The organism is Chitinophaga pinensis, assembly GCF_007896845.1.
Taxonomy (GTDB): Bacteria; Bacteroidota; Bacteroidia; order Chitinophagales; family Chitinophagaceae; genus Chitinophaga; species Chitinophaga pinensis_C.
The window spans coordinates 1-26,209 of record NZ_VOHS01000058.1 but is presented as its reverse complement, the minus strand read 5'-3'; the positions used below and the strand labels follow the sequence as shown (position 1 = coordinate 26,209).

The following is a 26,209-nucleotide window of genomic DNA, read 5'->3' as shown; positions in this document are numbered from 1 at the left end:
CCAGACGTCCGGACGGCCTCCGGACGAACAAGCGACGAATTAGCGACGGCGAAGAGGTGGACTTGATCATTACAACTTCCTATATTCAAAAGAACATATGCCTATACCAACTATGCAGAGGGAAAATAAAAAGATCCGTTTCCGGGAGAGTGACTTTGACTATGCAAAGAATGTCTGGCTCACCACCCTCTTTTTGGGAGGCTTAATTGCCAGTGTGTTGATTTCCATGCAAATAGGAGGCAATATCCGTTCTCCCAGATTATCCGATATCCTCTTTCTGACCTTAGCTGCGGCGATAGTCGGAATGCTGTGCTCAGTACCGGTGTTTATCTTATATCTCATTACAATTATGATTATCAATATAAGAGATTGGGGCGTCTACCGGAAAAAATCCTTGCTGATGCTGGTACCGATTATCGGACTCGCCGGCATTATTGTATTCCTGAACGACGGAAAATCAATTGATAAGTATAGCCTGTTCATATTCATCCCCTATGCTATTGTCATCATTTCATCCTCTTTCTACTACAAACTGAAACCATAACTTCCTTCCCTGAAAAACCTCCGCAGCAGGATCTGTCTCCCTGTTGTATATCCCCTTTTTTTAGCTAAATTTCAATAAACCCTTCTCCACCTCAAGACAGATCGCAGAAACAATTAAAAAAGATGGCAATTCCACGATTCAGGGCTGCCCACAGTCCGCCTGTGGCCGTCCGGAAATCCACGTCACGTTAAACCAAATCTCGAAGTAACCAAACTGAAACCACATGAAAACACTTTTAAGTTTCAGCGTAGCCCTGCTACTATGCTGTACTGTACGCGCCCAGAACTGGACCCTCATCTGGAGCGATGAATTTAACGGTCCTTCCCTTGATCTTACAAAATGGTCCTACGAAACGGGTACCGGCGTCAATGGGGACTTTGGTACCGGTCAGCTGGACCGTGCAACTAACCGGTTAGAGAATGTTGGTATTGAATCCGGTATCGCCGGTGCCAATGGCAATGTACTCAGAATATCCACGAGAAAAGAGTTTTATATCGATCGTAATTATACCAGTGGCAGGATCAATTCCAATGGAAAAGCCAGCTGGGGACCCCAACACAGGATCGTAGCCAGAGTATGGCCCAAAGGTGTACGCACCATGGGACAGGGCTTCGCATTCTGGATGATGCCTGATGAATTGCCGCAGGGACAGAGTACCATCAGCTGGCCTCAGGGTGGAGAGATCGATATCATGGAATATGTCGGTAGCATCCCCACCTTTAACCTCGGCTCCACGCACTATGCCTGGGCATGGAATAACAACCAGTGGGCCGACTGGAACCATGGTCATCAGGGTGGCTATTACAGTTTCGCAGAGCAACAGGCGCCTGATAACCCGGAGTATATCCGGGTAGACCTTGGGGCTGTTGTATCGGTAGACAGGGTAGAGCTGAACTGGGAGAACACGGGCAAATCCTTTAAGATCCAGACCTCTACAGATGGTACGACATGGTCAGACGCCTATACCACAACTGCTGGTGACGGCGGTATTGACAATATCACGTTTGGCGCCAGAAATGCGCGTTTTGTCAGAATGTATGGTACACAACGTTCTAACGACTGGGGTTATTCACTCTTTGAATTTCAGGTATTTGGTGGCAGCAGTGCTAATCTTGCATTAAACAAGCCTGCTGTAGCCTCTTCTACTCAGGGAGCCGATGTGGCTGCCGGTCTCGCATTTGACGGTTCTGCGACGACCCGCTGGAGCAGTTCCCTGAGAAATCCCGATTACCAGTGTTGTGCGCAATCTTCTGCCACTGACCCCGCAGTTGCCGCCAATGGCTGGCATGAGTATGGAATAGATTGGTTTGCCGACAGAATAGAGTTCTTTGTTGATGGTAACGTTTATCATATCCATTATTTTGAAGATGGTGCCGCCTTCGCTGCTGATGGTCAGAACGAAGCGCAGGTGCAGGTCGTTAATGGTAAACGGGTCCGTAAATCTGAATTCTCCAATCTCTATTCAGAATGGCATCCCTTTGAACACAAAATGTACGCTATCCTGAGCGCAGGCGTAGGGGGTAGTGGGAATACCTACGGCGGGCCGATCGTAGATCAGGCTATATTTCCCGCTGATGTCTACATTGACTGGGTAAGGGTGTATTCCAATGGCATTACCTATAATCCTCCGCCTACGGTGACATTGACCGCACCAACGGGTGCTGAGACCTACGCGGCACCAGCTAATATTACGCTGACAGCCACTGCCAGCGACCGTGATGGTGGTACAATTTCTTCTGTCACGTTCTATAATGGTACGGCTGTCATCGGCACAGACAACACAGCACCCTATAGTGTACAGTGGAACAATGTAGCCGCAGGAAACTATACGATCACGGCAAAAGTGACGGATAACGGTGGTGCTACGGCTACTTCCAACGCAGTGACAGTTGCGGTGAATGGAACCAGCTCTAATCTGGCGTTGAACAGACCCGGTACTGCATCCAGTGTGACCGGCGCATTTGCCGCCTCCAATGCGTTTGATGCGAGTGCAACTACCCGCTGGGAAAGTGCCTATGCCGATCCGCAATGGATCTATGTGGACCTTGGCAATACCTATAATGTAAACAGGGTGAAGATCACATGGGAAACCGCCATGGGTAAAGACTATCGTGTCGAAATCTCCAATGACCTGAATAACTGGCAATTGCTGAAAACGGTGACAGGTAATACCGCACTGGTCAACGACTGGACAGCGCTTTCCGGATCCGGCAGATATGTAAGGGTATACGGAACGGCAAGAGGTACCCAGTATGGCTATTCCATCTTTGGTATGGAAGTCTATGGCTCCGGCGCATCTACCTCCGCTAATATAGCCCTGAATAAAACGGGTACAGCTTCCAGCATTACTGGTGTATTCAACGCGAATAATGCATTTGATGCAGATGCCGGTTCCCGTTGGGAAAGTGCCTATACTGATCCGCAATGGATCTATGTGGACCTGGGCGGCAACTATAATGTAAACCGTGTGAAGGTGACCTGGGAGACCGCTTTAGGCAAGGACTACCGGGTGGAGATCTCAACGGATCTGAACAACTGGCAGCTGCTGAAGACGGTGACAGGTAATACCGCTTTGGTCAACGACTGGACAGGCCTGTCCGGTACCGGTCGTTATGTACGGGTCTATGGCACGGCGAGAGGTACGCAATGGGGGTATTCCATCTTCTCAACAGAAGTATATGGCAGCGCCGCCGCATTGCCTGTGAATACACAAGCGGCACTCAAACCGGTTGAGGAAAAGATCATTACTGCACAGTTCCGGGGCTATCCTAATCCGGTAGTGAACAATTACAATGTAGAAGGCGTCGAAGACAGATCCCGTGTGACGGTACTCTACATAGATGGCACGCCGGCATTGAGAACACAGGTAACGGGCGCAAGAATCGATCTGAGTCCTCTGAAGCCGGGCATGTATATCATCCAGATCTTCAGCAAACAAGGTGTGATCAACCAGAAGATCATCAAACAATAATATTCCACCAGCGAATCCTGTCTTGAAGTGAAAGGCTGTCCGCCTCAGCGGGCGGCCTTTTTATTTCCGCACTTTCAGGAGATTTGAAGCAAGCCTGACAGGTTTTGTGAAATAATAAAGGAAATAAGGCAATGGCAAAGCGTTTATGTCATTGGCATTTGGCCGGAGCAGATAGGTCAGATAGCGGTGTGTTATGCGCCATTTGGCGGAGATATCCGCAGCGAGTGACAGCCGTACCCGTGCCTGTTGCAATAAAGTATAGGAATCGCCTGCCCGGGAATGTCGCAGGCGGTCAGCCAGTAATTGATAGGTAGCGTCATGGGCCGGCGCTGCCTCAGTCTTAAATCCTAATAAACTGGCCGCGAGCTGTTGCCATAAAAGTTCATACGGGCGCAATGCTGCCGGTACTGAAAAGGGGCCTTTCCGGTAAAGTAATATCATATCCATCAATGACCGGAGATGGGGAAAGAAATCGCTGGCGCCATTGTTAAGGACCATTAGTGTGTAATAATCCCCCGCAGTGTACGCTCTTTGCAGATAATCGGGCCCCAGCAGATCTGCAAACGAATATTGCAGATCCATCAATCCATGCGTTGGCCGGTAATGGAATTCAAAACTGAACCTTTTACCCCGTGGACAACGTTTCCCGAAATTCACCTCTTTGATATGCCGCCTGAAATGAGCCGGATATTTTCGGAAGTATTTTTCCAGATACATCTCATAACCTTCCGCCTGCATGATGGCTCTGACCCGATCCGCCTGATCGCTATCGATGACAATATCGATATCGGTAAACTCCCGCATACCAATATCGCGGTACAGCAACAGGGCATAATCTGTTCCTTTATAATGCCGGGCAGCAATTCCCTGTTCCGCAAGCAGATGGACAACGCGCGCCGCTTCCTGATGCCGGTCAACGGCAAATAACAGGAATTCCCGGCAGTAAGCCCTGAACCGTTGCAGAATATCTGCAGGTACCTCGGCTGGCAGCTTACTTAATATCTGAAATACCAATGGCCGCACCCTGTGTTTCGTGCTCAATTGATACACCTGTTGCCATTGAATAGGATGCTGGCATATAAAGGTTTTAAGATCGGAGATGGCGCTGGTTTGCAGGTAGACCTTGCAGCATAGTACGACTACAGTAACTTCGTTGTTCAGCATGAGGTTAATCAACGATCAGCATCTTGTGCTGCATCATCTTTTGAAGAAAAAGAAGGGTTTCCTGCTCGCAGAGCTGCATACTGATCGCGTATTCCTGCATCAGTGCGTTTACGACATCATGAATAGCTACAGGCTGTTCCAGCTTTTCCCAGATAGCGCTGCCTACAGCATTGAGACCTATATATTGTCCGTTCTGGATGTCCATGAGGACAACTTCTTCTCCAATGCGGCTTACCAGGAAGTTCCGTTCGTTCCGTCGCACGATCGTTTCCTTACAGAGGGAGGTTTGTACACTTTCTGACATATGTTTAAACATTAATGATAAGTTGCGTGTATATAGTATTGGTAACATAAAACGACCCGAAATAGTTTAACCTACATGCATAAATATTGGGGCTTCGGCCTGTTAATATCGTCCGGAATTGAATTCCCTGAACTGATGCCTGCAACATCTCAGCATACAGATGTGACCATTACAATCGATGCAATTCCGGCTATCCGCGTGGAACATACCTGCTGTACAGGACGTATCACGTATGAGATGAATGACCGTGAACTGGTTTTCACCGTGGGAGATCTCGCTGCTTATTATGTCGCTGATGGCAACAGGATTATTATCTGTCCATTAACAACGGATCTGGAGGACAGAGTCCTGCGGCTATTTGTACTCGCAGGCGCCATGGCAGGTATACTACAACAGCGGAAACAGGTAACATTGCACGCAGCAGGTATTGTAATAGAAGATGGACTGACCCTGATCAGCGGAAATTCCGGGGCAGGGAAGTCTACTACGCTCGCCGGATTGCAGGAGAGGGCATACCGCATCTTTACTGACGATGTCACCGTTTTAAAACAGTTGCCCGATGATGATTATGTACGGGGAATCGCTTCCTATCCCATGCTGAAACTCTGGGAACAATCCCTGCAAACCCTGCAATGGGAGGACCGTTCTTTTCCTGTAATGCCCGGTATGAATAAATATGGCATATTTTTTCACCAGCATTTTGATACACAACATTACCCCATCCGGAGAATTATATTGCTCTCCGCGGGAGAGGTGAATGAAATTCAACACGAACAGCTGACCGGCAGTAAAGCTTTTACGCAAATTGTGCAACATGTCTATAAGGAAGTGTTGTTTCGGCAACCTGCTGCCCGGGCACTGTGTTTTGATACGATCAGTGCCATGATCAGACATTCAGAGACACATCTGATAAGACGACCCTCACAATGCGATCCGGAGCATTTGTTGAACACGGTAACATCCTTGTTATGAAAATGAAACGCATATTTAAAGCATCCTTTCTGTTTGCGGAAGCCTGGATATATCTGGGCATTGCACGCGTGATGCTGGTATTTATGCCGTTCCGGAAAATAGCACCACTGCTGGGAGAAAAAATATATACAGATAGTACTTCTTTCCCTTCATCCATCCGTCCGCAAAGGATAAGAGCTGCTATCAGCCGGGCTGCTTCCTGTGCGCCCTGGCGTACGAAGTGTTTTGAACAGGCACTTGCAGGCAAACTGATGCTCCGATATAGAAGAATGTCCGGTGTCATTTTCTTTGGTGTCAATAAATCAGGTGCCCAACTGAATGCACACGCATGGCTGGAGTCAGAAGGTGTCATTATTACAGGCGCAAAAGGGATAGAACAGTTTACAGTTATCGCACGTTTTAAGAACTGAGCATGAGCGCGATCTATGGTATTATACATAAGAACGGAGGTCCGGTTTCACAGGAAACTGCCCATACCATGGCCAGTGCCATGCGGCATCGTGCAATTGATGGAGCGGGCAGCTGGCTCGAAGGCAATATTTTGCTTGGACAATGTCTGCTGACATTCAATGCCGCAGATAGATCCTGGCGTGTACCGCTTGTAACGGATGATCTGGTGGTAGTAGCAGATATACGTATCGATAATGCCTCCTATATCCGCAAACTGACAAATTCCCCTGAAGAAGCTACGGATATAGCATTGCTCGTGGCTGCATTCCGTAAATGGGGGCAGCATTGTGTATATTACCTTAGTGGAGAATTCGCTTTCGCTATATGGGAAAGGGAGCAACGATGTTTATTTCTGGCGACAGATCGTGTAGGATTCAAATCGCTCTACTACTATGATACAGAGAATATGTTTATTTTCTGTACAGAACAGAAAGGACTATTGGCTGTAAAACCGTCGCCGCATTATTTCAACGAGGAAAGTCTTATTGCCTATCACTTCCGTCAGGGAGATCCCGCAGCGACACATACAAAGTATGTGTATGCGTTATTGGGAGGATATGGTCTGACTTTGGAAGAGCATTATCGTATACGGCTGGTGCGTTACTGGAATCCATCACCCGGGAAATATACTTTTGATGATGAGGAAGAATGTGCCATGGAGATGCAGCAACTGCTTACTACGGTAGTAAAGGACAGGATCAGTACGGACCGTCCGATAGGTATCACGCTCAGCGGCGGACTGGACTCTTCTTCTATTGCCTGTCTGCTGGCAAAAGAATTAGCGGCACAAAACAGACCCTTATACGCCTTCTCATCCGTATTATCAGAAACGGCGCAGGGTAACGATGAAAGAGCCTATATAGAACGCATACTCCGGCATTGTCCGAATATCATTCCAACGTTTGTCGATGCTCCGGCATGTGGTCCGTTTGATGATATCAGCGATGCTTTTGATCGCGATGAAACATTTCCCAATCCGTTCTTCTATATGGATCATGCCATACTACAGGCCGCAAAGGAAAAAGGAGTGGGGGTACTGTTCACCGGCTATGGCGGAGATCACTGGGTGTCGTGGCAGGGCCATCCCGTTATTTACAATATGATGGCCGCAGGTCGCTATCAGCTGGCGTATAAGTTGATCATGGAATTTGCAGAACGTGAACAGAGGCATCCTCTGCAGATCGTGAAAAGAGAACTGGCTACGCATACTTCCATCTATCGTGCACTAAAGGGAGGAACCCGGCAGATGCTTCACGGTACTGCCCTGCGAAAAGATCTTATCCATAAGTATAAACAGCAGATTGATCTGCGTCCTGTAAGAGATGTTTTTCTTCGATGATGGGAAATATCATGAGTGGGCGTGTCGGATTATTATCCGCATTACTATCCAACAGAAATGAAGCATATGGTATCATTTCTGCGGTACCTTTACTGGACAGATCCGTGTTGGAATACATGATGGATGTACCTGATCAGATGTTTGTATACAATGGTCATAAGCGTAGTCTGATTCGTCATGCAATGGCAGGTATTGTCCCTGATGAGGTGCTCTGGCGAAGAGATAAAGGGCAGTATTCACCTGATTTTATGGCACGTAGCAAGGCTGGAATACCACAGGCCGCTGCGATGATAGCATCACCTGAATATGCATTGGCATTTGAAAAGTATCTTTCAAAACCTGCCATATCTCAACTGGCAACTGGCGCCCAATCACCGACTATCAGACTGTTACAGGGCATTATATGCAGTAAGGTTATTTCCATCCTTCAGAAAAATGGATACGTGTTTGAAGGAAACTTTTCTTAACTTCAGTTCATTCCAATCCAATATCACATATGAAAAACGAAACAACTCAAACAAAACCACATGGGAGACACCTGATATGACCGTGCTTCCGATTAATGACATTACACTTGGCGCAGGTGCCGCCGGTACTGACTTTGGATCCGAAATCAGTGCCTGATTTATTACTGTCTGGGCATCCAGACAGTAACTTATTTTTTTCATTTCACATCATCAACATCACGTAATGGAAAACAAAACATCTCTACAACCACCTACCTGGGTAACACCGGAAATGACTGTACTTCCCATTAATGACATTACATTAGGTGAGATGGGAACCGGTATGGACTTCGCGCTCGAATTTCATTCCAGTGTATGATTCATTTTTCTGATTCCACTTCATACTGACCACATTATGGAAAACAAAACATCTCAGCAACCACTTACCTGGGAAACACCAGCAATGACTGTACTTCCCATTAATGACATTACATTAGGTGAACCGGGATCCGGTTTGGACTTCGCAACCGAATTTTATTCCAGCGTATGATTCATTTTTCTCATTCCACTTCATACCGATCACATTATGGAAAACAAAACATCTCACATCCGCTTGTCTGGGAATCACCTGACCTGATAGTGGTGGCCATTAATGACGTAACACATGGTTACTGGTATTTCGGAGGTGATGTGTTCGGAGAGTTAAGTTAAGGTCTATCCCGGTTTAACACCAGACCGTATTTCGTACATAGCATTTTCTTTCACACTACTGACGTTTATCCCAATTTAACACCATGCTGTATTCCATACATACCTGCATGATAGACGGGTATATATGCATCCTGCAGGTATAGCATGTTTGTTTTGATGGTCATGCCGCCTGCACAGGCTATATGGAAGATGTCATCTTTCATCAGTATCGTGCCGGGAGCTGCATCTGTCTGTGTACCTGTGGGGCGCCATCCATCAGCTTTAATTCCTGTCCGTTGAATATGGTGATTGCTCCTCTGTTCCATGGATTACATGCCCTTATCAGATTACCTACTTCAAGCGGCGTCATTTTCTCCCAATTGATCAATACGTCCTGTAGCTGTGGCCGTTTATGATATTTTGCCGGTGTCTTTTCATTGCTGATTACCGGAAGCGGCAGGCGTTGCCGTATAGCTGCCAGTATACCCCAGACGCCCTCAATGCAAACTGTGCGCATAAATGATTGACCATCGCATAGTGATAATGGGGCTGATCAGGAATACTTTTGGTCCATACAACGGTCCCTGCGTCAATTTTTCAGATAATACATGGATCGTAAATCCTAATGTGGGCTGCCCCGTTTTCAGTTGCCAGAATACAGGTGAAGGGCCACGAAAGGAGGGTAAGGGCCCGCTGTGAATATTAAAAGCAGGTATACCTCCAAAACGCCTCACGTCCAGCAGATAACGGTATCCGTAGACAAATACGACTTCGGGCCTTGTCGTTTCCAGCCAGTAGTATACATCCGTAGCAGGGTCTCTTTCCGTCTGCATAGGGAGTTTAGTGCTATGTATAAACGCCTGTACTTTCTGTTGAGCGGCAATATCTTCTGTGGGCGAAAAGAAAATACACACCTGCAAGCCATTGCTTGCAAGTGTGTAGGCGAGAGGAATGAAATAATCACTGCCTGATATAATACCTATTTTCATATTTGGTTTTAATGACTTGGATAGATGCCGTACAAGGCTATGATATAGTTTATCGTTACGTATGGCATCATATTGTCGTGTGCCTGTGTGCCACCGACCGGAGTGACAGCCGCCGGATCCAACAGGGCATTCGGGATGGTGGTACCACCACCGGGTAATGGCAATGTGGTATAAAGATTGACATCCGGATAGGCTGTAGGACCGGTATTGTTGTTACCATTGGTAACGGCCAGCATATTATTGACAGGATCACCGGTAGTAGCAGTGGTATTAACAGCTACCAGCGGGTGTGTGTGATTAGGAATATTACTGGTAAGCAGTGTAATATTAGGCGAACCGGCTGCCTGTCCAAGTATATAGTTACCCGTTCCTCCGTTAGCAGAGATTTGTCCGATACTGATAGGAACTCTCACCCGCAGGTCAGGTAGGGCAAAGGTAGTAATACCATCTCCGCCGTATTGTGTGCCGAGCAGGCTGAACAAGGCATCATATTGGCTGATGGCTAACAGTCTTCCATCGCATACAGACCAGTTCACAGGCGCAAAATTGCCTGCAAATAACCGGATCTCTCCCAGATAATTATCCATAAAATCTTTTTAGAGGTTATACATTTAGTTGCGTGAAGGGAATATACCCTGTAATGCGATGCAGTAGATGAGGGTCAGGTACGGCATTCTGTTGTCATGTGGCAGACCGTTGCCCGCCGGTGTCAGAGAAGGTGCCATTTCAACGAGTGGAGTGCCTGCAGGGGCGAAGAGGTTCACCGTACCGGTGTTTGTCCCGGTTGTGTCGGACTGCTGGGTGTATTTGCATTACCGAAATAGTTTGTATTCGGACTTCCCTGATCATAAGAAACATTCACTTTCACAGGGTGCGAATGAGGGGCCAGATTATTCGTGAGCAGTGTTACGGATTCCGTACCACTGGCCTGGCCGATATTATAGACCGAGCCACTGGTACTCTGGCCAGTACCGACAATCGCACGGCCATTGAGGTTGGGCAACATAAAATTCGTAGTGCCATTGCCGCCATAATAGACGCCCAGTAATGCGAATAACGCCTGATTCTGGGCGATAGGCAATGTTTGTCCGCTGCAGGAGGTCCAGCCTTTGGGAATCTGCGTATAAGGGAAAAGACGGATCTCTCCGAGATAGTTTTCCATGGTTTAGATGAAGATAAGGTGAGGAAATGTGTTGAAATTGATCAGGGGTGTTGAGGGAACACGCCGCTGGCACATATACAGTAAGTCATTGCCAGATAGGGGTCCATGTTATTGTGAGGGACGCCGCCGCCGGTAACACCGATGGACTGCGGAGCTAAAGTAGCGCCTGAGGTATTGTTGGAATACGCAACAACACCTTTGGCCGGTCCGCTACTGAACGCATTCGTCAGATATGCGTTGGGGCCTGGCTGTGAGGTAGCCGCTGCCGTCTGAGCCAGACTGGTTCGCACAACCGCCTGCATCATGTGCGTGTGCGTGGGGATCGTAGCTGTTGTCAACGTGACGTTTTCACTGCCACCCTTTATCCCCGGTGTGCCGAATGAAGGGTTCTGCAGGTTGACGCCGATTGCAGCGATACCGCGAAGATCAGGGACAGCAAAAGTAGTGGTACCATTGCCTCCGTAATAAGTGCCCAGGATTGCAAACAGACTGGGGTTACTTTGAATGGAATAGATGGCGCCGTTACAGGGAAGCCATCCGGTAGGCGTAAAATTAAATCCAAAGGCTCTTATCTCGCCTATGTACGCATCTGCCATAAGGGGTGCTTTTTTTGGGTGAATAATAAGTGATAAAAAATTACAAAATGTATGACTACATCAAAAAGTGGAGTTAGCGCATTCTGTTTTTCATGGAACTGGTAATTACTAAGGGAAACATTTTTTAACTCTGTAGCAGGTATATTTTTCTGTTTAAGTTCTTTCTAAGTTAGTGGAACTGAACGGGAAATAAAAATTTACGGGGAAATAAAAGACTTTTTATTTCCCCGTAAATTCGGTAAATATATATTAATAGGTATGAGCGGCGTTTAGACGAGCACGGATAATGCGACCTTCACAATATCATCCAGCGATTTCTTATCAGGTTTTGCTTGTCCGCTGATGCGCAGACCACTGTACGTATTGAGAAGATGTTTTCCAATCGCCTGTGCGCTAAAGGTTTTGCCGATCTCACCCTGTTGCTGCGCTTCCTTCACCCACTGTTGGAAAAGATGTTCCATCGCATCTGTATTCTTTAGCACCAGCGTACCAATCTCCTCATCTACATTGCACAATTCTGTTGTCGTGTTAATCATCAGACAACCATCCCGCTTCTCATCCCGCAGGATAACATCCACCATATATTTGAACGCGATCTTTATTTTTTTCAATGGTGAAGCGGTCCCGCCCACAGCCTGCATCAACGATTTCTCCTGATCGGACAGATAATAGTTCAGACAACGCATAAACAGACTGTGTTTGTCACCAAAAGAGTTGTACAAACTGGAACGACTCAATCCCGTTGCCTTTGTAAGATCATCCATGGACGTGCCGTTGTATCCTTTATGCCAGAATAATCCGGTCGCTTTCTGTAACACCATCGCTTCATTGAATAATACTTCTTTAGGCATTGTACTTTATTTTGTTTGGAATAGTCGTTCCAAATGTACGTAAAAAAATTATAATGTGCTCATGCCTCCATCTGCAATGAGCTCAGCACCAACAGGAAGCTGGAATCATCAGAGGCCAGAAAGAGGACCGTTTTTGCAATTTCTTCCGGTGTACCAAAACGGCCCACAGGTATGCTTGAAAGGATACCACTCGCAGTAGCAGATAATTGTTCTTCAGACATACCCAATTTTCCGTAAAGAGGAGTACTAACAGGACCGGGGCTTACCGCATTTACGCGTATTTTTTTGCTGAGGAATTCTGCAGAGAGATTTCTGATCAGCGTTAATTGTGCTGCTTTACTGGCTGCATAAATAGCCGCATTTGCCATGCCAATGTGTGCATTGATTGAAGTATTCAACACGATAGAAGAACCTTCTTTCAGTAAAGGTAATAACTGCTGCACGGTAAAGTAAGAACCTTTCACATTAATATTGAACTGTTCATCAAAGAAAGCTTCATCTGCATTTTCAATAGGAGAAAATTTTGCTACGCCTGCGTTCAGAAACAAAATGTCTATCACAGGATGTATCGCCGCTACCTGTGCCTGTAATTGTCTGATGTCCTGCATGCTGCCAGTATCAGAAACGATGCCTTTTGCTCCCTGACCCAGTTCTGCTACCGCTTTATCAACTGATGCTTTATTACGACCGGTGATAATCACCTGTGCACCTTCTGCGATAAATAACTGCGCCGTAGCGAAACCAATGCCACTGTTACCGCCGGTAATAACTGCTACTTTATTCTGTAACCTGTTCATAAAATTTGATTTTAATTGTGAGTTGTTGTTGTTGATTTAAATGTCTCTTGTTTGTTTGGAACGATCGTTCCGGATGTAAAATTAAGTATGTGGAACGAATGTTCCAAATAAAATTTTATAAAAGCCATGAGAACGGAAACCTAAACCCTGAAATGTACAATTGTGGGGCTTTTTTATAGAGACGGGAAAGATTCGTCGCATGGGAAGATATCTCTGGGATAGAAGGTAGCCCGGTTGTCCTTAGCAGGCTCCTGCATTCAATTATCACTCCTTTTGCCGGTAGCAGGGATACATTAACTATGGGAAACCGCCATTTTATTGCGCCCGCTATTCAATTTGGGATACCCTCTTTAACAAATAGGAGGATAATCTCTGGTAACGAAAAAAAGACCATTCTTTATCAGAGAATGGTCTTTTTTTTCGTTAAATTAGGAGTAACCTGATTTTCCGATGTCCGACACTGTAACACATCCATCTGCCACTGCAGAGGAACCTTCGTCCCTACCTTTATTTGAGACGAATCTGTTTTTTGGTGATCTGTTGATTTGCATATCATTTGCCACAATATCTGTCATTGCGGCGATCGTTTGCCTATATCTCATGTCGCCAACCTCATGGGGCGGCCAGCTCACCATGGCGCTCTTTTTTCTGTTAATTGCCGGCTGGATACTTTTACGCCGCATACTTTCCACCTTTATGGAGACAGACTGATTATCAAAAAGCCGCTGACACACCTGTCAGGTACTACCACCGTCATTCCTTTATCTGCGATCAGGCAGGTGCAGTTCACCCGCTTCAGTGGTCCGAGAAGAGGTACTTTTATGCGGATAAAAACACACGGCAAAACGATCGAGTATCGTATTACAGACAGACCATATATTGACGATATGATCTGGCATCTGCAGCAACTCGGCGTGAAAGCCAGAAGGAATTGTATTTCCTGAGCAGTACTGGCATACCAGCTGACAATAAAAGCAGTTGATGCATCCCTACAGGAGAAATGACAGCTCCCGGGGAAATCTGTGTGCCTGCGCCCTATAGGTCACAATAGACTGTTTCCTGAATGGAAGCACGAATGCCTGCTTACCCGCTTCTTTGCCAACAAGAATCAATAACAGCTCCCGATGAACACTATGTGCCTGCGCTCTATAGGTCACAACAAACTGTTTCCTTAGTAGAAGCACGAATGCCTGCTTATCCAGCATCTTTGCCAACAACAACCAATAACAGCTCCCGATTAATAATTTGTGCGATACTTTACAGGTCACAACAGACTGTTTCCTTAACAGAAGCACTAATGCCTGCTATACATGCTTCTTTTCCAACAACAATACTATCCAATGACCGCTCCGCATTCATGGCTGAATGTCATAGATAGCGCAGGTTATTCCCGTTATAAAGCAGGAATATATCGACTGAGCTCCCAACTTCGTCAACCGCTGGCATTACCATAAAACACAGGCAATGACATTCCCCTCGCACTCCCTTGAAGTATCAGGTAGTGGCAACAGCCTGTAAGCCATAAAAATCAGCTGGTTATTCCTCTCCGGGATGATCCTGAAAATCTACAAAATCTTCCACTGCACTTCTGGTCAGATCGTCCAGCTCCGGATGCTGTAACAACGAATGCATTTTCTCTACCAGCGTCTTATGCTCCAGATAGTTCTGATCAGCATTGGTCAACCGGTTCAGCATCCATACCGTCAGCGGGGTAGGACGTCTGTCCAGTGAAGCAAAAAGCGGTTCATGATAGAACTCATGGAAGGATTCCAGCGTATGCGCCAGCGGTCCGGGAGAACCGTAATCAATATGTGGATGCTTTTCAATCAGCCGGAAAATAGGTTCGATCGCTTTGTCTTTATCAGCGTTATGTTTTAGCGCTTCCATCAGCTCGTAGAAATAAGAGATATTGTCGTCATTGGAGCGCCCGTCAGGCTCAAAGGAGGTAAGTGCCTTGATAATCTCATCAGTTGTCATCATGGAATTGTTAAGGGTTTGAAACTTAAAAACTATCAGTTGCGTGTATGGCAGGGTTAATGAATTAAATGTAGGCAAATTTACCGAAAGCATCACAAGTTAATCACCCGCGTTCCGGTTGAAAAACGGGTATCCTTTACTGCTCCCGGACCCAGAAAACGATATTGTACGCCCACGATATCCGTCGCCATATAATCCGCTTTGAAAGAACAGGCCACTTCTCCGTCTACCAGTATCCGGATCTGCTTATCTTTCGCCTCCACCTGCAATCGTACCCATTCATGCAGGTCTCTCCCGAACTTAGAAAGGTCATTGTTATTACTTTGGAGGAACTGATTACCCGCTCTGAGATAAAGATCACCCTCACAGCCCTTTGCGCAAAGTGGAATAATAAACACATCGTTCTTGCAGAGTATCAGTATCTCCATCCGCTGACAGGCAGCAGCGCCCATACTATAAGTACTTTTTACCCGGGTATCAAAGCGGAAATCATCGGTTCGTAATCCGCCCATATCTGCTACATAATAGAAACGAAGCTCTGGCAGGGTGGGTTGCATGGGAATATTATAGGCATCCAGCATAGCCTTGTCTATCGTCACGGTACTATCGCGCAAGAACTCTTTCTTTGCGAAATAAACAGGTACCCTGTTCTGATCAGCCAGTGCCAGCCAGCCATTAGAACTGATCATCAGATCATGCTCCTTTACGATCTCTTTGCCGATCATCAGTTTGGCCCTGAAATAACCGGGATAGTAGTATATGGAAGAGTATTCTTTTTTGTCTTTGGGTACGGCAAATTTCCTGCTTATATCCCAGGATTGAGATATATACACCGTATCATCTCCCGCCGCACTGGCATCATATCTGAAGATAACCGAATTAGGTACGCCATTCAGGACCGTCTTATTACTACTGAATTGATAACTGGCCCGCCTGTCAGGGGGAGTTGAGCGCCCGTCTGAACGAAGTGCCAGATAAAATACAAAGGCCAGCGGTAAGGCTGCCAGACCCCATAAAGGCCATTGGCGTCCCTGTTTTTGCGCTACAGGCCTCTGCTCCGGCACCGCTCTTACGGGTTGGTTGACCGTTTGTCCGATGGGTTCGGGTTGTATTCTCAAAGTACCCCAGTCGTCAAAACCGGCATAACGGGCTAAGGTATTAAGTGTTGTTGTCGCGGGTGTATTTGTATAAGACAATTTCCCCCATAAGCGCTTTAAAGTGGTCACACTCAATACAACGCCGGTTGCCTCCTGTATGGATTCACTCAGTTTCTCGAAATCATAGGTCGTCCACCTGTCACTGCTACCCCGGTTAAACCGCTTTTCTGCCAGCGTCAGACAATATTGTATGTGATCTGTTTCTAAATTGTTTTCCATTTGATAATGAGTTTATTATCTCCGTGAACAGACTTGCACAAACTTGAACATTCCTTGAATTGCCATCAAGTTACTTATTATTCAGCTTTGCGGCATTATCATCTGAAAACTTAAAACGACAGACCATGTACAAGACCTTCGCCATTTTATTATTGCTGCTTTCGTCCCTCACTGCTGCCGCACAACCCAGGGAAAACAGACAGTCTGCCAGATCACTTTCGGCACCACACAAAAACCGCATTGCACTAACGCCCGACAACTGGGATGTTAAACCCAACGCCGTTGAATTCCTGACCTGGCAATCCGTCCCCGCTATGAAAATAACAACCAGTGATGGCACCGCGGTACTAAAAGGTGTCGATTTCAGCGACGGGACCATTGAGTATGATATGGATCCGGTTGATCCGCGCTTTACCTCGATGTATTTCCGGCAAAGTTCCACAGACGAACGGGAATGCTTTTATTTCCGCACCAAAGCTGCCGGCAATAATACCGCTATGGACGCAATACAGTATGCTCCCTTTATCGCTGGTGTTAACCTCTGGGACATGCTACCGGGTTATCAGGGGAATGCCACTTATGAAAGAGGAAAATGGAATCACGTCAAACTGGTCATCTCCGGAAAACAGATGTGGGTCTATATCAATGATAGCGCCCGGGCAGCATTGAAGATTCCTCACCTCGAAGGAAACGTGCAGCATGGCAGTATCGGTTTTGAAGGACAGGTTATCATCGCCAATCTCGTCATCAGACCGGGGGATACCGGTGGTCTTTCCCCCGTAGAATCGCCTGATCCTACCGATAGCGATCCGCGTTACCTCCGGGATTGGAAAGTCACCAGTCCTTTAACAACTACCAAAGACGTGGACTTCAGCAGCAGCTTTATGCCGGCAAAAGAGGCCGCATGGGAGAATATCTGGACAGAAAGAGGCGGACTCGTAAACCTGACGCGCAAATTTGGTATGAGTAAGGAACGTCGTATTGTATGGCTGAAGACAAACATCCATGCCGACAAACAACAACTGAAAAAACTTAATCTGGGCTTCAGTGATGAAGTATGGGTATTTATCAATGGCAGGTATCTGTATGTAGACAAGAATCTCTATGGTATGCCGATCATGAAAACACCCGAAGGAAGATGCTCTATCGAAAATACTGCCTTTAACGTTCCTCTGAACGAAGGAGACAATGAACTACTGATCGGCGTAGCCAATAGCTTCTACGGCTGGGGGATCATTGCGCGACTCGACTAAGTAGTGGAAGAATGATGCAGAAAGGCTGTTCCTCCCTCAGGGTGGACAGCCTTTCCCGTTTCAGTGCATGGCTGACAGTATAACCCTGAACTTTTCAATCTGTCTCCTGTGGCGCATCACATGTACAATCGCATGCTCCATCAGTTGCTCGATATCATACACCTGCCCCCAGCGCGTCAGGATCTTCTTATCATTGTCCGGCTGTTCCAGCTCACTGTCCTTAATATCCCCGAATACCATCAATGTAAACTCAAATGCCTCCTGCAGATCCCTGATATAGTCGTTTACGGTCGGATGATAACGTTTCTCCGGTCTTACCATCCGGTGGCCATAAGCGTGCAAAATATAGATCGCATAACTATGCGCAGAATTGACCACATGCGATAATACCGTCTGTATGGACCGGCAATTGTCGTCAGACGTGTGAGGGTCCATAACTGTTATTAACTCCTTGTCGTCAAGTCCAGTGATGGTCTGTTGCAATTCTCTAATAACCCGTTCATATTCATCTAATAAGGCGCCCTTTGCTCCGGGTCTGTAAACTTTATTCATACGGTGTCTTATATATTAGGATTTTTGTGTTATAATATTGGAATTCCCGTTTTATTATCTATTTTCATGCTTTTTCCCCGACGCTGACACACTTAACCGACTGTAAATGCAAAATTATGTAGTGCTTCCCACAGAGGAAGCCGAGGCACTAAAAGTTTTTCAGGATCTGCTGGACCAACCTGACCAGCTTTTACTACTGATTTTGGGAGACGATGAGGTAGCCGCAGAAGCAAATGATACTGCCAACTTTATCAGGTCCAAAATCGGTAAATCAGGGATGGGAATGTATGACATGGTCATCTTTTTACGGGTGATCAATCCCCCGGTCATTCTTCCGGTACTGAAGAAAATGGAATGGCATCCGCGTGTCAGGCCATCCGACTATGACAGTTTTGTACTCCTGTCTATTTCCCCATTCAGGAACGTCGTTTCAGAAGGCGTTACCAAAGCTCGTTTTATGAAAGGCAGAGGTAGTATGCACACCGCTGTCATGACCGCTTACGCCAACGGTTAAGTCCCTGTTTATTCTTAATGAAAATCCAATATGCGACTTTTAATATTGCCATGTGCCATATTGTTCACCGTATTGTCAGCTGGCAGTGCTGCGGCACAGTCTATCCTGACTATCCGGGAAACAGATCAGAACAATAAAACCTACGACAGTAAAAATAATGCCGATATCAATAGCCGGCTGACGATCCGTTTCGACCGTTCCGCCTTTATCAGAAAAGTAAATACTGCTGGTATTGGTAGTCCGCTGCCGGAAGATGTAGTCAGTCTCCTCAATGTACTATATGAAGGCACAAGAAAGGTTGACATTTGGGCCAAAGGAATGGAAGAGGCAGTCCGCCAGCATGTGCGGGGTGATAAAAACAGTCTGCCGGCTTTTCTGGAGAAAACCTCTTCCATTGCGCAGGAAATCACCACCGTCTTCGATCGTGATCCTGCAACGCGCGATTACTTCGAAGCGTATGATGATGTAACAGATATCTGGGGTGGTATTACCTACGCCCTGAACAAGCGTATCGCTGATCTGGAAAAACAGCTGACAGACGGCGGCACCTATAACGATGTACGTGTGCAGATAGGAGGATGGCTGATGCATAATAACCAGCCTTCTCCGTTACACTTTAACGGACTGGATGATAATCCGCAGGGAGAGTACTATGAAGTCCAGCGCTGGAAGTTCACCCTGTCTGACGCACAGCTTTCCCAACTGGAAGACATCCAGAAATGGGTAAAAAGCAGTCAGCAAAGAGAAATGAATGTCAATGAGATCCTACGGGGGAATATGTCCGGCAGTTTACCGATATCCTCCAGCAAAGGCTTAAAACAGACTACGAAGACTTCCGGAAAGAAGGGGAGAAGGTACTGGCCACTCTGCAGGATGAGCAGATCATCACAGATGTACAGCAGGCACTGGCACAAGGAGAGGCGATTAAAACCCTGCTGAATGACAAAGTGAAGTATTACCAGACCATTGATAATACCAGTAAGTTCGGATTATCCGGATTTATGTCGCGTTTGCAGTCAGACGTCGCAGGCCTGAATAACGAATTTACCAAAATGAAAGGACTGCTGACAGCCATAAAAACAGATATCCCGGCCGCTTCTGCAACCGTGCAGACGCAATGTGCTACCCTGTTGTCTCTGGCTTCCGGTAAGTTGACTGCACTGGCAGATATGGTGATCCCGGATGATGTCCTGCAGTTTGGTAAAGAAGAAAGAAGACTCGCAGAACTGGCACTCCGTTTCTCCGACAAAGTCTTTTCTCTGGCATTGGGGAATATCCCTTCTGAGGCATCTACTGACCTGCTGTATTCCGGTTACCGGGAATCAGGAGACAGAGTAGTGATCAAAATGCAGGTGACCAACGGCAGCTCGAAAAGAAACCTGATGGAAGAATCTCATAGTCTGACCTTATACCGCATTCTGGCACATATAGAAGCGACAGTCGGTGTGATCTTCGCACATCCTTTGAAGACGACAAAGATTGAAAAGGATGTACAAATGGCCCCTTACTACAATGTATTGTTTAAAGGGATATTTGGCATGAGCCAGCAATGGAAACGTAATTCTTCACTGCCGAATAACCTGCTGGACCTGAACTTCGGTTTACACGTATCGTCTCCTGATTTCGATAAGGATGATGTACCGGAATTAGGTCTGGGTGTAGTCGCTTCCACATTACATGATTACCTGCAGGTAGGCTGGGCATATAATCTGTTCTATGGTGCGCATTATGTATTTGTAGGCTTCAGACTACCCATCCCTACCATGAGTCTTGGCGGAAATAGTGCAGGCGCAAAATAAAGCTGCTTTAATCTACACACATATACACCAAGGGGCGTTTCAGGTATCTGAAACGCCCCTTTACTTTATGTCAACTGGCAACTATTTTAGATCGAGTAAGTTAATGAGCAGTTTATCAGCGGAATAGAGGATCTCTTTCACTTTATCGTTGGTACTGCCAAGGATAGCTGTGCCTACAGCATTGAGTTTATTTTTTTATTCAGCGACTTGAGTGTTTTCAGCACTGTATTAGGCGTCAGCTGAAGATTGGCGGCAATCGTGTTAATATCAACGGGCTCCTTTTGCGCGGGTTAGTCCGCAAAGACGGAGCTGGTTACCCAGTCTTGTGTGGATTAAAGGGTACACCAGATGCAGGTACTGTATAAGTTCCGTTGTGAGGTCTTTTTCTCTTAGACTACTTTTGCAGTTTTAACCCGCCGCGTTTTGCCTTTAACAGGAGTTTTTGTAACCGGTTTGACTGCTTTCTTAAACGGTAATGGGAATAAGTCGTCCAGATACTATCAGCCTGAGTTTAGTCAGTATCTTTTCGACAATACCATTCTTTGGAATGAGTGCATATTTTGTAAAGATTGCCGGAGATAGGCATTAACGCCTGCAGCAATCATACAGGTGCAATCAAAGGTTCACGGGGAAATCTTTTTTGAAATGTATCGCGCCTAACATCCTCAATGCAACGAGATCCGGTGCCGAGTGGTTCATTAAATCCGATCCTCGAGGTTGTCAGCATTTCTCCAAATAGATTGTCATCCGCTTCATTTCACTCAACAGGTAGATATAAGCTGCTAATATGCCTAACATGGGATTCTCCCATTTGGCGGTAGCTGCATATTGACGCAGGTACCGGGTAGAAAATAGATACCATTGTACATTTTTTGTATCAGTGCATCCAGCTGGAAGTTTTCTTTTCATCCGACCGGAAGCCAATTTTGGCATGGCAATCCTCGTCGTATTAAAGGCCGGTTGGTCTTTGAACATGATAAAAACCTGTGTTTGCCAATTGTTAAAACATATAATGGCATTTCGCATTTCAGGTTTTTATTATCATATACAACGATAATATTGGCCGGTTCCACTGTTTCATGAAAAGAAACAGCAGCATATGTTCTCCGTTAAACCCTGTTCTGTTTTGACATTATCTGGTCCCAGTGTAAATGCCAGTTGTCTGTCATGATTGCAGCAGATAGAAGTCCGCCATACGGGGTATTTTATCATACGGGATCTCTTTGTCCGTATATCTGAAGAACAGAAACAGGCTACTACCTGTAATCTGTTCTCCCTTGATGGTAGATGCTCTGCTCCATGTGTCTGTAGGATTGGAAAAATATTCATGCGTGGAAGTCAGTCCTGCATCGGCATTGGTGACACCGTCTTATAGCCGCCAGTTATCATCGATATCTTTATCGACCCGGTATTTCCGGTCTTCCACGTGCTCATTGATCTCAATTCTCAAGGTGTAAATACCCTTTGGCACCTGTACATTCATATCGCCATAGCCTTCTTTGACGATTTCATTATAGCCATTGAACAGTTTCAGACTGGTAAACGAAGCCATGTTCCTGTCCTCAATGACAAATGAAAACAAAAACTTATTGCTCTCCATATACGAATTTTTCAGGCCGTTAATTACAATTTTCATCCCTTCCTGTTTATTTTTCCCGCAACACATGTTCACCTCTTTTCAGGTGAAGGTCCCAACGTAGTTCAGCAGTATTACCCTGCTTCACAATATTGAGATCCGGATCTTCCAGTATCATTTCGGTCAATGGCTGGGATGCCGTGAACTCAATGGAAATATCCAGCTCTTTGGGGAAGGGACCGACAATTTCTTTTTGGAGATCTATATCCATTGATGTTCTGGGATTCTGATTTTTGCCAACACTTTGGGCCAGAATGGGGAGATTCCGTTTCAGATAAGTAACCAGATCAGTAACGCGCAGGCGTCCTTCCCGGTCAGCGGCAGCACCTTTAAGGCCATTAAGCAACACCTCGGTAAACAGCCCTCGGGCAGCATATTATTCAGCTGACTATCCAGCGTCTGTAAGCTTACCTCATAAGCTACATTATCAAATCTGCCCCATAACAAAGCATATACTCTGTAGGTTGAGGTGCTGGTCCGGGTGATCCAAAGAGTGGTGGCTGTCCGTTAACGCCGGGAATACGGTTGCGGCAGCAATCCATAAAGAAGTATATTTCCTCGAAAGTGCCTTTATTGACCAGCTCCTGTATATACTTCTCGGATGAGAGCGCGTAATTACGCATGAAGGTCGTCCATTTTGGCAGCAACATGGCGGAGTTCATCATGGTTACACCAATACCATGTCCGGAGAAATAAAAATATAACCTCCGGCCCCGTTTGCCTGCCAGTTGTAATTCCCCCATTTTTCTACCCAACCACGAATCGATATCATCCTGCGGGAGTGAAGGTGGGTGTAGAGATAAAAGTTTTGATATTATCGTCCTTTATATTGCCTCCGGCTTCATCTTTTATCCATGCAAGAAACCTTTCAAGGTCTCCATGTGGTCCTGCCAGCGGGTGAATACCTTCGTAATATTCGACACCTATCACTATTGCATAATCATTTTCCATAGTCTATTGCTTTATCAGGTAGAAGACGCTGTCAAGCGTCGGTTCCTCATCATTATCAAAATCACCATGACGTTGCGAACCAGACCTGAGTCCATCGAGTGCGCCATCCGATGTAACCGAAAAAACACAGCGATCTTCCACTGTTACGTATTGGTGTATGTTATTGAGGTAGTCAAATTTATCATAAGGTGCTTTGCCGCCAATGTGCCTTTCCAGACCGAGTATATGTGCATCAATATCCTGCCTTCCAGTACACCGGAGATAAAGTAAAGGAGGGATCTGGTGTATAGCGGGGCTGCCATCCGGTCTTTGTTTCGTAGATATCCTGCATGGTAAAGATGCGGAAGCGCTGGAATCTTTCCGGATGCTTCAATACAGCATCCGCAAAGAGGTCGCAACGACAGGCGGGAGCGAGGAACAGGATATTGCGGAACTGTAGTGGTATACCTGCCGCCGCCAGCTTTTTGATCAGCTCACAGATAACGATGGAACCAGCTGAGTGTCCTACAAGATCAATACTTAGTTCACCCTGTTGTTGCTGGTATTCCAACAGCTTTTTCAGAAAATAGCTGCCTGCGTGCCATTCTGATGCGGGGCCGCTAAAATCATCGTCCTTCCACATGGCGGCCGCCTTTTCTTTCATAGCGCCCCATACAAATGAACCTGCATCTGATACATATAATGAGCGGAGTACTTCTTCAACAATTGTTGGATAGAAGCCGTGATCTGTTTTCTTTACGTACCTTTTGATTACAGCGAGGGTGATTTTTACAGCGGTAAAGATCAGTTTGGCCGGGATAAGAAGGATCTGCTGCCATCCGGTTGAATATCTGTAAAGGTTTCCGGTTTTTCCTGTTCTGCCAATGCCTGCAAAGCTGGATCACTGGCTATTTCCAGTTCCATTTCTGCATATACTTCCGGTTGCACCATGTTATCAATGTAAGCATCCTGTGTAGTAAGTGCTTCAGGGACATTTAGTGCCGCAGCTCTTTTGCCGGTATCGACGCTTGTATGATCGAAAGGGAAGGGTTTTTCCAGCTCCAGCATAATTTCTGCGTCAGACATGGTGCCGATCCTTTGCTTCCCACCATTTCTTCCACATCAATCCCGAGCTTTTGCCGGCTATTTTGATAATCTTTACCAGTAGCTTTTTAAAGAAGGCTGAAGAGGCGATCTGCTGCCAGTTTTGCCCCAGTGTTTCAATCAGACCGGTTCCCACACAAAACATACGGGGTGTACATTTGCTTGTTTCGTATTGGTATAGCGTAGTACCCGTTCCGCTATTTCCATACCTGCACTTGTTTTTACCAGACCACCGTGGAAATACAATAAAAGTCTCTTCTGGTTGTTGTTGCTGAGGTCTGCAAAGAGTGCGTCAACGTCTGCCGCCGTAGTATCATACACTGCATCCCCTGATGGCCGGAATGTACCACCTTTACCAATGTGATGTAATATTTTTTGTCCAGTTGCATATGAGGTATTTAATTTGAATGTTTATGAGCTTACTGTAGGAGGGGCCGGGTAAATGGCTTATATATCAGACGCTACAGGGTATAACACCCCGAAATTAGGCAGGGGGAAAAAAAAAAAATACCAACTACTTTGTATTTTTATACAGCCCTTTGATAGGGGAATTCGTTTGCAGACCCACCTCAAATACCAGATAATTATATGATAGTCAACAATTACAATTTTCTTTTGTTGTTATTGTTGTTGTGTGATGATTCCTGAGAACAGAGCGCCCATATAAGAATATCTCATGTTGCGCAATAACTGGCGGTGTTATTGGTTTAAGATATATAGTAGTTTATAATCGGGGGACTTGCATATCATCGAAAATAGCAGTTCATTTACGTATTAAGATGTCAACTTTGGCATGACTAATGCTGCTTTGTACACGAATTGTACTCATACCTCCATGTAAATTATTAATGATATGGCAAAGAATGGTCCGCTGTTGATACTCGAAGATGATGAAGATGACAGGGAAATATACCAGAATGTACTCAATGAAATGGGTATGCGTAATGAGATCATATTTTTGACGCCGGAGATGCAATGTTGTTACCTTCAGCAAACAACTGAGAGACCGCTGGTGATTATTGCGATATTAATGTACCCCGGATGATGGATTGGAACTCAGACGCCAGATTGATAGTGATGAACGATTAAGGAAGAAAAGTATTCCTTTTGTTTTTCTCACTACGATAGAATCGAAAGAGATTATAGATGAAGTATATGACCTTACCGTACAGGGATACTTTATCAAAAAGCCATTTTATGACGATATCGCCAACCAGATCAGGGCAATTCTTGAATACTGGATGATGGCAAGGAATCCAAATGAATAAGACACACCAACAGAGGCATCAGCGATTCCCCACCTCGTGCATTCCCTACACAGCCCTTTGTACTCATTTTTGAATAGTATGTTCGTGCTTTTTATATGGACAACTGGCACTCAATATAATAGCAAGACGGGAAAATTATGTCACTGCAAAGAAAAGTTAAGATTTATAAAAGCATATAAATCGGTTCTAAATTTGCGTTAAAGCACAGACAGGTCAGAAAAAAATAAACCCTCAAGGCCAAAGTAGATGCCTATGTACGACGCTGCTAATTCCATCAGAAGACCCGCAGGTTATGTCAATCAGGAGATAAAAGTTCCGGCAGTGCTTAAACGCCGCAACCTGGTAGATGAACTGCTGTTTGCCATTGTTTATCTTGTCAGTCTTTTGCCCGTATGGGCGCTGAAAGTAATAGAGAAGTTACTGTATGGATCCTTTACGGGTCATCAGATACAGATCAGATGTAGTGGTGCAGAATCTTTCGCGTTCCTTTCGGATAAAAGCTACCGGCAGATAAAGGTCATGGCG

35 protein-coding genes and 1 pseudogene are annotated in these 26,209 nt (G+C 45.8%); 15 read left to right on the top strand and 21 right to left on the bottom strand.

The window, feature by feature from the left end; all coding sequences use genetic code 11:
• The first annotated feature begins 97 nt into the window (after positions 1–97).
• Entirely contained in the window at positions 98–544 is a 447-nt protein-coding gene (locus FEF09_RS27455; RefSeq protein WP_146308063.1) for a hypothetical protein, read from the top strand.
• 223 nt (positions 545–767) lie between these two features.
• Complete coding sequence (locus FEF09_RS27450) at positions 768–3,515, top strand: discoidin domain-containing protein (RefSeq protein ID WP_146308062.1); 2,748 nt, start codon at positions 768–770, stop codon at positions 3,513–3,515.
• A gap of 60 nt (positions 3,516–3,575) precedes the next feature.
• Here FEF09_RS27450 and FEF09_RS27445 read toward each other — a convergent pair whose 3' ends face one another.
• A complete protein-coding gene (locus FEF09_RS27445; RefSeq protein ID WP_146308061.1) occupies positions 3,576–4,679 on the bottom strand; it encodes a nucleotidyltransferase family protein in 1,104 nt (367 codons plus the stop codon).
• Positions 4,680–4,683: 4 nt separating this feature from the next.
• Positions 4,684–4,983, bottom strand: coding sequence for a PqqD family peptide modification chaperone (locus tag FEF09_RS27440; RefSeq protein WP_146308060.1), 300 nt, complete (start codon positions 4,981–4,983; stop codon positions 4,684–4,686).
• A 135-nt stretch (positions 4,984–5,118) separates the two neighbouring features.
• On the opposite strand from FEF09_RS27440, the gene FEF09_RS27435 reads away from it, so the two are divergent.
• The 5 genes from FEF09_RS27435 to FEF09_RS33880 all read left to right on the top strand — a co-directional run bounded on the left by FEF09_RS27435 (position 5,119) and on the right by FEF09_RS33880 (position 8,569).
• Positions 5,119–5,955: a serine kinase gene (locus FEF09_RS27435; protein WP_146308059.1), complete on the top strand. Its 837-nt coding sequence runs from the start codon at positions 5,119–5,121 to the stop codon at positions 5,953–5,955.
• 2 nt (positions 5,956–5,957) lie between these two features.
• Positions 5,958–6,365, top strand: coding sequence for a lasso peptide biosynthesis B2 protein (locus tag FEF09_RS27430; protein ID WP_186774564.1), 408 nt, complete (start codon positions 5,958–5,960; stop codon positions 6,363–6,365).
• A gap of 2 nt (positions 6,366–6,367) precedes the next feature.
• Complete coding sequence (locus tag FEF09_RS27425) at positions 6,368–7,744, top strand: asparagine synthase-related protein (RefSeq protein ID WP_146308057.1); 1,377 nt, start codon at positions 6,368–6,370, stop codon at positions 7,742–7,744.
• A complete protein-coding gene (locus FEF09_RS27420) occupies positions 7,741–8,211 on the top strand; it encodes an asparagine synthase-related protein (RefSeq protein WP_146308056.1) in 471 nt (156 codons plus the stop codon). The genes FEF09_RS27425 and FEF09_RS27420 overlap by 4 nt, the downstream gene beginning before the upstream one ends.
• Positions 8,212–8,434: 223 nt before the next feature.
• Positions 8,435–8,569, top strand: a complete 135-nt coding sequence (locus FEF09_RS33880; protein ID WP_261387826.1) for a hypothetical protein — start codon at positions 8,435–8,437, stop codon at positions 8,567–8,569.
• 534 nt (positions 8,570–9,103) lie between these two features.
• Here FEF09_RS33880 and FEF09_RS27415 read toward each other — a convergent pair.
• The 8 genes from FEF09_RS27415 to FEF09_RS27380 all read right to left on the bottom strand — a co-directional run bounded on the left by FEF09_RS27415 (position 9,104) and on the right by FEF09_RS27380 (position 13,275).
• Positions 9,104–9,397 carry a hypothetical protein gene (locus FEF09_RS27415; protein WP_146308055.1) on the bottom strand — a complete coding sequence of 98 codons (294 nt, stop codon included), beginning with the start codon at positions 9,395–9,397 and terminating at the stop codon, positions 9,104–9,106.
• Positions 9,378–9,869, bottom strand: coding sequence for a formyltransferase family protein (locus FEF09_RS27410; protein ID WP_146308054.1), 492 nt, complete (start codon positions 9,867–9,869; stop codon positions 9,378–9,380). Before FEF09_RS27410 ends, FEF09_RS27415 begins: the two co-directional genes overlap by 20 nt.
• An 8-nt stretch (positions 9,870–9,877) precedes the next feature.
• A complete protein-coding gene (locus FEF09_RS27405; protein ID WP_146308053.1) occupies positions 9,878–10,456 on the bottom strand; it encodes a phage tail protein in 579 nt (192 codons plus the stop codon).
• A gap of 24 nt (positions 10,457–10,480) precedes the next feature.
• Positions 10,481–10,633 (bottom strand): phage tail protein, encoded by a 153-nt coding sequence (locus FEF09_RS27400; RefSeq protein WP_186774563.1) that lies wholly within the window; start codon positions 10,631–10,633, stop codon positions 10,481–10,483.
• Entirely contained in the window at positions 10,630–11,031 is a 402-nt protein-coding gene (locus FEF09_RS27395) for a phage tail protein (RefSeq protein WP_146308052.1), read from the bottom strand. The genes FEF09_RS27400 and FEF09_RS27395 overlap by 4 nt, the downstream gene beginning before the upstream one ends.
• 41 nt (positions 11,032–11,072) lie before the next feature.
• Positions 11,073–11,627, bottom strand: a complete 555-nt coding sequence (locus FEF09_RS27390) for a phage tail protein (protein ID WP_146308051.1) — start codon at positions 11,625–11,627, stop codon at positions 11,073–11,075.
• 269 nt (positions 11,628–11,896) lie between these two features.
• On the bottom strand, positions 11,897–12,478 hold the full coding sequence (locus tag FEF09_RS27385) for a TetR/AcrR family transcriptional regulator (RefSeq protein ID WP_146308050.1): 582 nt from the start codon (positions 12,476–12,478) through the stop codon (positions 11,897–11,899).
• A 59-nt stretch (positions 12,479–12,537) separates the two neighbouring features.
• Positions 12,538–13,275: an SDR family oxidoreductase gene (locus tag FEF09_RS27380; protein ID WP_261387825.1), complete on the bottom strand. Its 738-nt coding sequence runs from the start codon at positions 13,273–13,275 to the stop codon at positions 12,538–12,540.
• A 614-nt stretch (positions 13,276–13,889) separates the two neighbouring features.
• On the opposite strand from FEF09_RS27380, the gene FEF09_RS27375 reads away from it, so the two are divergent.
• Positions 13,890–14,219, top strand: coding sequence for a hypothetical protein (locus FEF09_RS27375; protein ID WP_146308049.1), 330 nt, complete (start codon positions 13,890–13,892; stop codon positions 14,217–14,219).
• 592 nt (positions 14,220–14,811) lie between these two features.
• Here FEF09_RS27375 and FEF09_RS27370 read toward each other — a convergent pair.
• Complete coding sequence (locus tag FEF09_RS27370; RefSeq protein ID WP_146308048.1) at positions 14,812–15,255, bottom strand: hypothetical protein; 444 nt, start codon at positions 15,253–15,255, stop codon at positions 14,812–14,814.
• Positions 15,256–15,344: 89 nt separating this feature from the next.
• Positions 15,345–16,628 carry a hypothetical protein gene (locus tag FEF09_RS27365; RefSeq protein ID WP_146308047.1) on the bottom strand — a complete coding sequence of 428 codons (1,284 nt, stop codon included), beginning with the start codon at positions 16,626–16,628 and terminating at the stop codon, positions 15,345–15,347.
• 125 nt (positions 16,629–16,753) lie between these two features.
• Here FEF09_RS27365 and FEF09_RS27360 point away from each other — a divergent pair, with 125 nt between their 5' ends.
• On the top strand, positions 16,754–17,881 hold the full coding sequence (locus FEF09_RS27360; RefSeq protein ID WP_146308046.1) for a hypothetical protein: 1,128 nt from the start codon (positions 16,754–16,756) through the stop codon (positions 17,879–17,881).
• Between the two features lie 60 nt (positions 17,882–17,941).
• Here the strand turns inward: FEF09_RS27360 and FEF09_RS27355 are convergent, their stop codons facing one another.
• Positions 17,942–18,433 carry a DinB family protein gene (locus tag FEF09_RS27355; protein WP_146308045.1) on the bottom strand — a complete coding sequence of 164 codons (492 nt, stop codon included), beginning with the start codon at positions 18,431–18,433 and terminating at the stop codon, positions 17,942–17,944.
• A 106-nt stretch (positions 18,434–18,539) separates the two neighbouring features.
• Here FEF09_RS27355 and FEF09_RS27350 point away from each other — a divergent pair, with 106 nt between their 5' ends.
• From FEF09_RS27350 to FEF09_RS27340, 3 genes are read left to right on the top strand one after another with little or no spacing between them, the layout of a single operon-like run.
• Complete coding sequence (locus FEF09_RS27350; protein WP_146308044.1) at positions 18,540–18,947, top strand: hypothetical protein; 408 nt, start codon at positions 18,540–18,542, stop codon at positions 18,945–18,947.
• 30 nt (positions 18,948–18,977) lie between these two features.
• Positions 18,978–19,886, top strand: a complete 909-nt coding sequence (locus FEF09_RS27345; protein WP_146308043.1) for a hypothetical protein — start codon at positions 18,978–18,980, stop codon at positions 19,884–19,886.
• A gap of 8 nt (positions 19,887–19,894) precedes the next feature.
• Complete coding sequence (locus tag FEF09_RS27340; RefSeq protein WP_146308042.1) at positions 19,895–20,746, top strand: hypothetical protein; 852 nt, start codon at positions 19,895–19,897, stop codon at positions 20,744–20,746.
• Positions 20,747–22,115: 1,369 nt separating this feature from the next.
• On the opposite strand, the gene FEF09_RS27335 is transcribed toward FEF09_RS27340, so the two are convergent.
• From FEF09_RS27335 to FEF09_RS27305, 8 genes are all read right to left on the bottom strand, one after another.
• Positions 22,116–22,346 (bottom strand): hypothetical protein, encoded by a 231-nt coding sequence (locus FEF09_RS27335; protein ID WP_146308041.1) that lies wholly within the window; start codon positions 22,344–22,346, stop codon positions 22,116–22,118.
• 46 nt (positions 22,347–22,392) lie between these two features.
• Positions 22,393–22,728 carry a hypothetical protein gene (locus tag FEF09_RS27330; protein WP_146308040.1) on the bottom strand — a complete coding sequence of 112 codons (336 nt, stop codon included), beginning with the start codon at positions 22,726–22,728 and terminating at the stop codon, positions 22,393–22,395.
• Positions 22,729–22,801: 73 nt separating this feature from the next.
• On the bottom strand, positions 22,802–23,137 hold the full coding sequence (locus FEF09_RS27325) for a hypothetical protein (RefSeq protein WP_146308039.1): 336 nt from the start codon (positions 23,135–23,137) through the stop codon (positions 22,802–22,804).
• 13 nt (positions 23,138–23,150) lie between these two features.
• The gene (locus FEF09_RS27320; protein WP_146308038.1) at positions 23,151–23,333 is read right to left on the bottom strand and encodes a hypothetical protein; all 183 of its coding nucleotides are present in this window, start codon (positions 23,331–23,333) and stop codon (positions 23,151–23,153) included.
• Between the two features lie 232 nt (positions 23,334–23,565).
• Complete coding sequence (locus tag FEF09_RS27315; RefSeq protein ID WP_146308037.1) at positions 23,566–23,976, bottom strand: alpha/beta hydrolase; 411 nt, start codon at positions 23,974–23,976, stop codon at positions 23,566–23,568.
• Between the two features lie 140 nt (positions 23,977–24,116).
• On the bottom strand, positions 24,117–24,398 hold the full coding sequence (locus FEF09_RS27310; protein WP_146308036.1) for a hypothetical protein: 282 nt from the start codon (positions 24,396–24,398) through the stop codon (positions 24,117–24,119).
• Positions 24,391–24,561: a hypothetical protein gene (locus tag FEF09_RS31090; RefSeq protein ID WP_186774561.1), complete on the bottom strand. Its 171-nt coding sequence runs from the start codon at positions 24,559–24,561 to the stop codon at positions 24,391–24,393. The genes FEF09_RS27310 and FEF09_RS31090 overlap by 8 nt, the downstream gene beginning before the upstream one ends.
• Complete coding sequence (locus FEF09_RS27305; protein ID WP_146308035.1) at positions 24,537–24,737, bottom strand: hypothetical protein; 201 nt, start codon at positions 24,735–24,737, stop codon at positions 24,537–24,539. Before FEF09_RS27305 ends, FEF09_RS31090 begins: the two co-directional genes overlap by 25 nt.
• A gap of 532 nt (positions 24,738–25,269) precedes the next feature.
• Between FEF09_RS27305 and FEF09_RS27300 the strand changes: the two genes are divergently transcribed.
• From FEF09_RS27300 to FEF09_RS27290, 3 genes and pseudogenes are all read left to right on the top strand, one after another.
• Positions 25,270–25,461 (top strand): hypothetical protein, encoded by a 192-nt coding sequence (locus FEF09_RS27300; RefSeq protein WP_146308034.1) that lies wholly within the window; start codon positions 25,270–25,272, stop codon positions 25,459–25,461.
• Between the two features lie 4 nt (positions 25,462–25,465).
• Positions 25,466–25,684, top strand: a complete 219-nt coding sequence (locus FEF09_RS27295; protein ID WP_146308033.1) for a hypothetical protein — start codon at positions 25,466–25,468, stop codon at positions 25,682–25,684.
• A gap of 252 nt (positions 25,685–25,936) precedes the next feature.
• Positions 25,937–26,209: pseudogene (locus tag FEF09_RS27290) on the top strand (hypothetical protein); the annotation flags it as partial.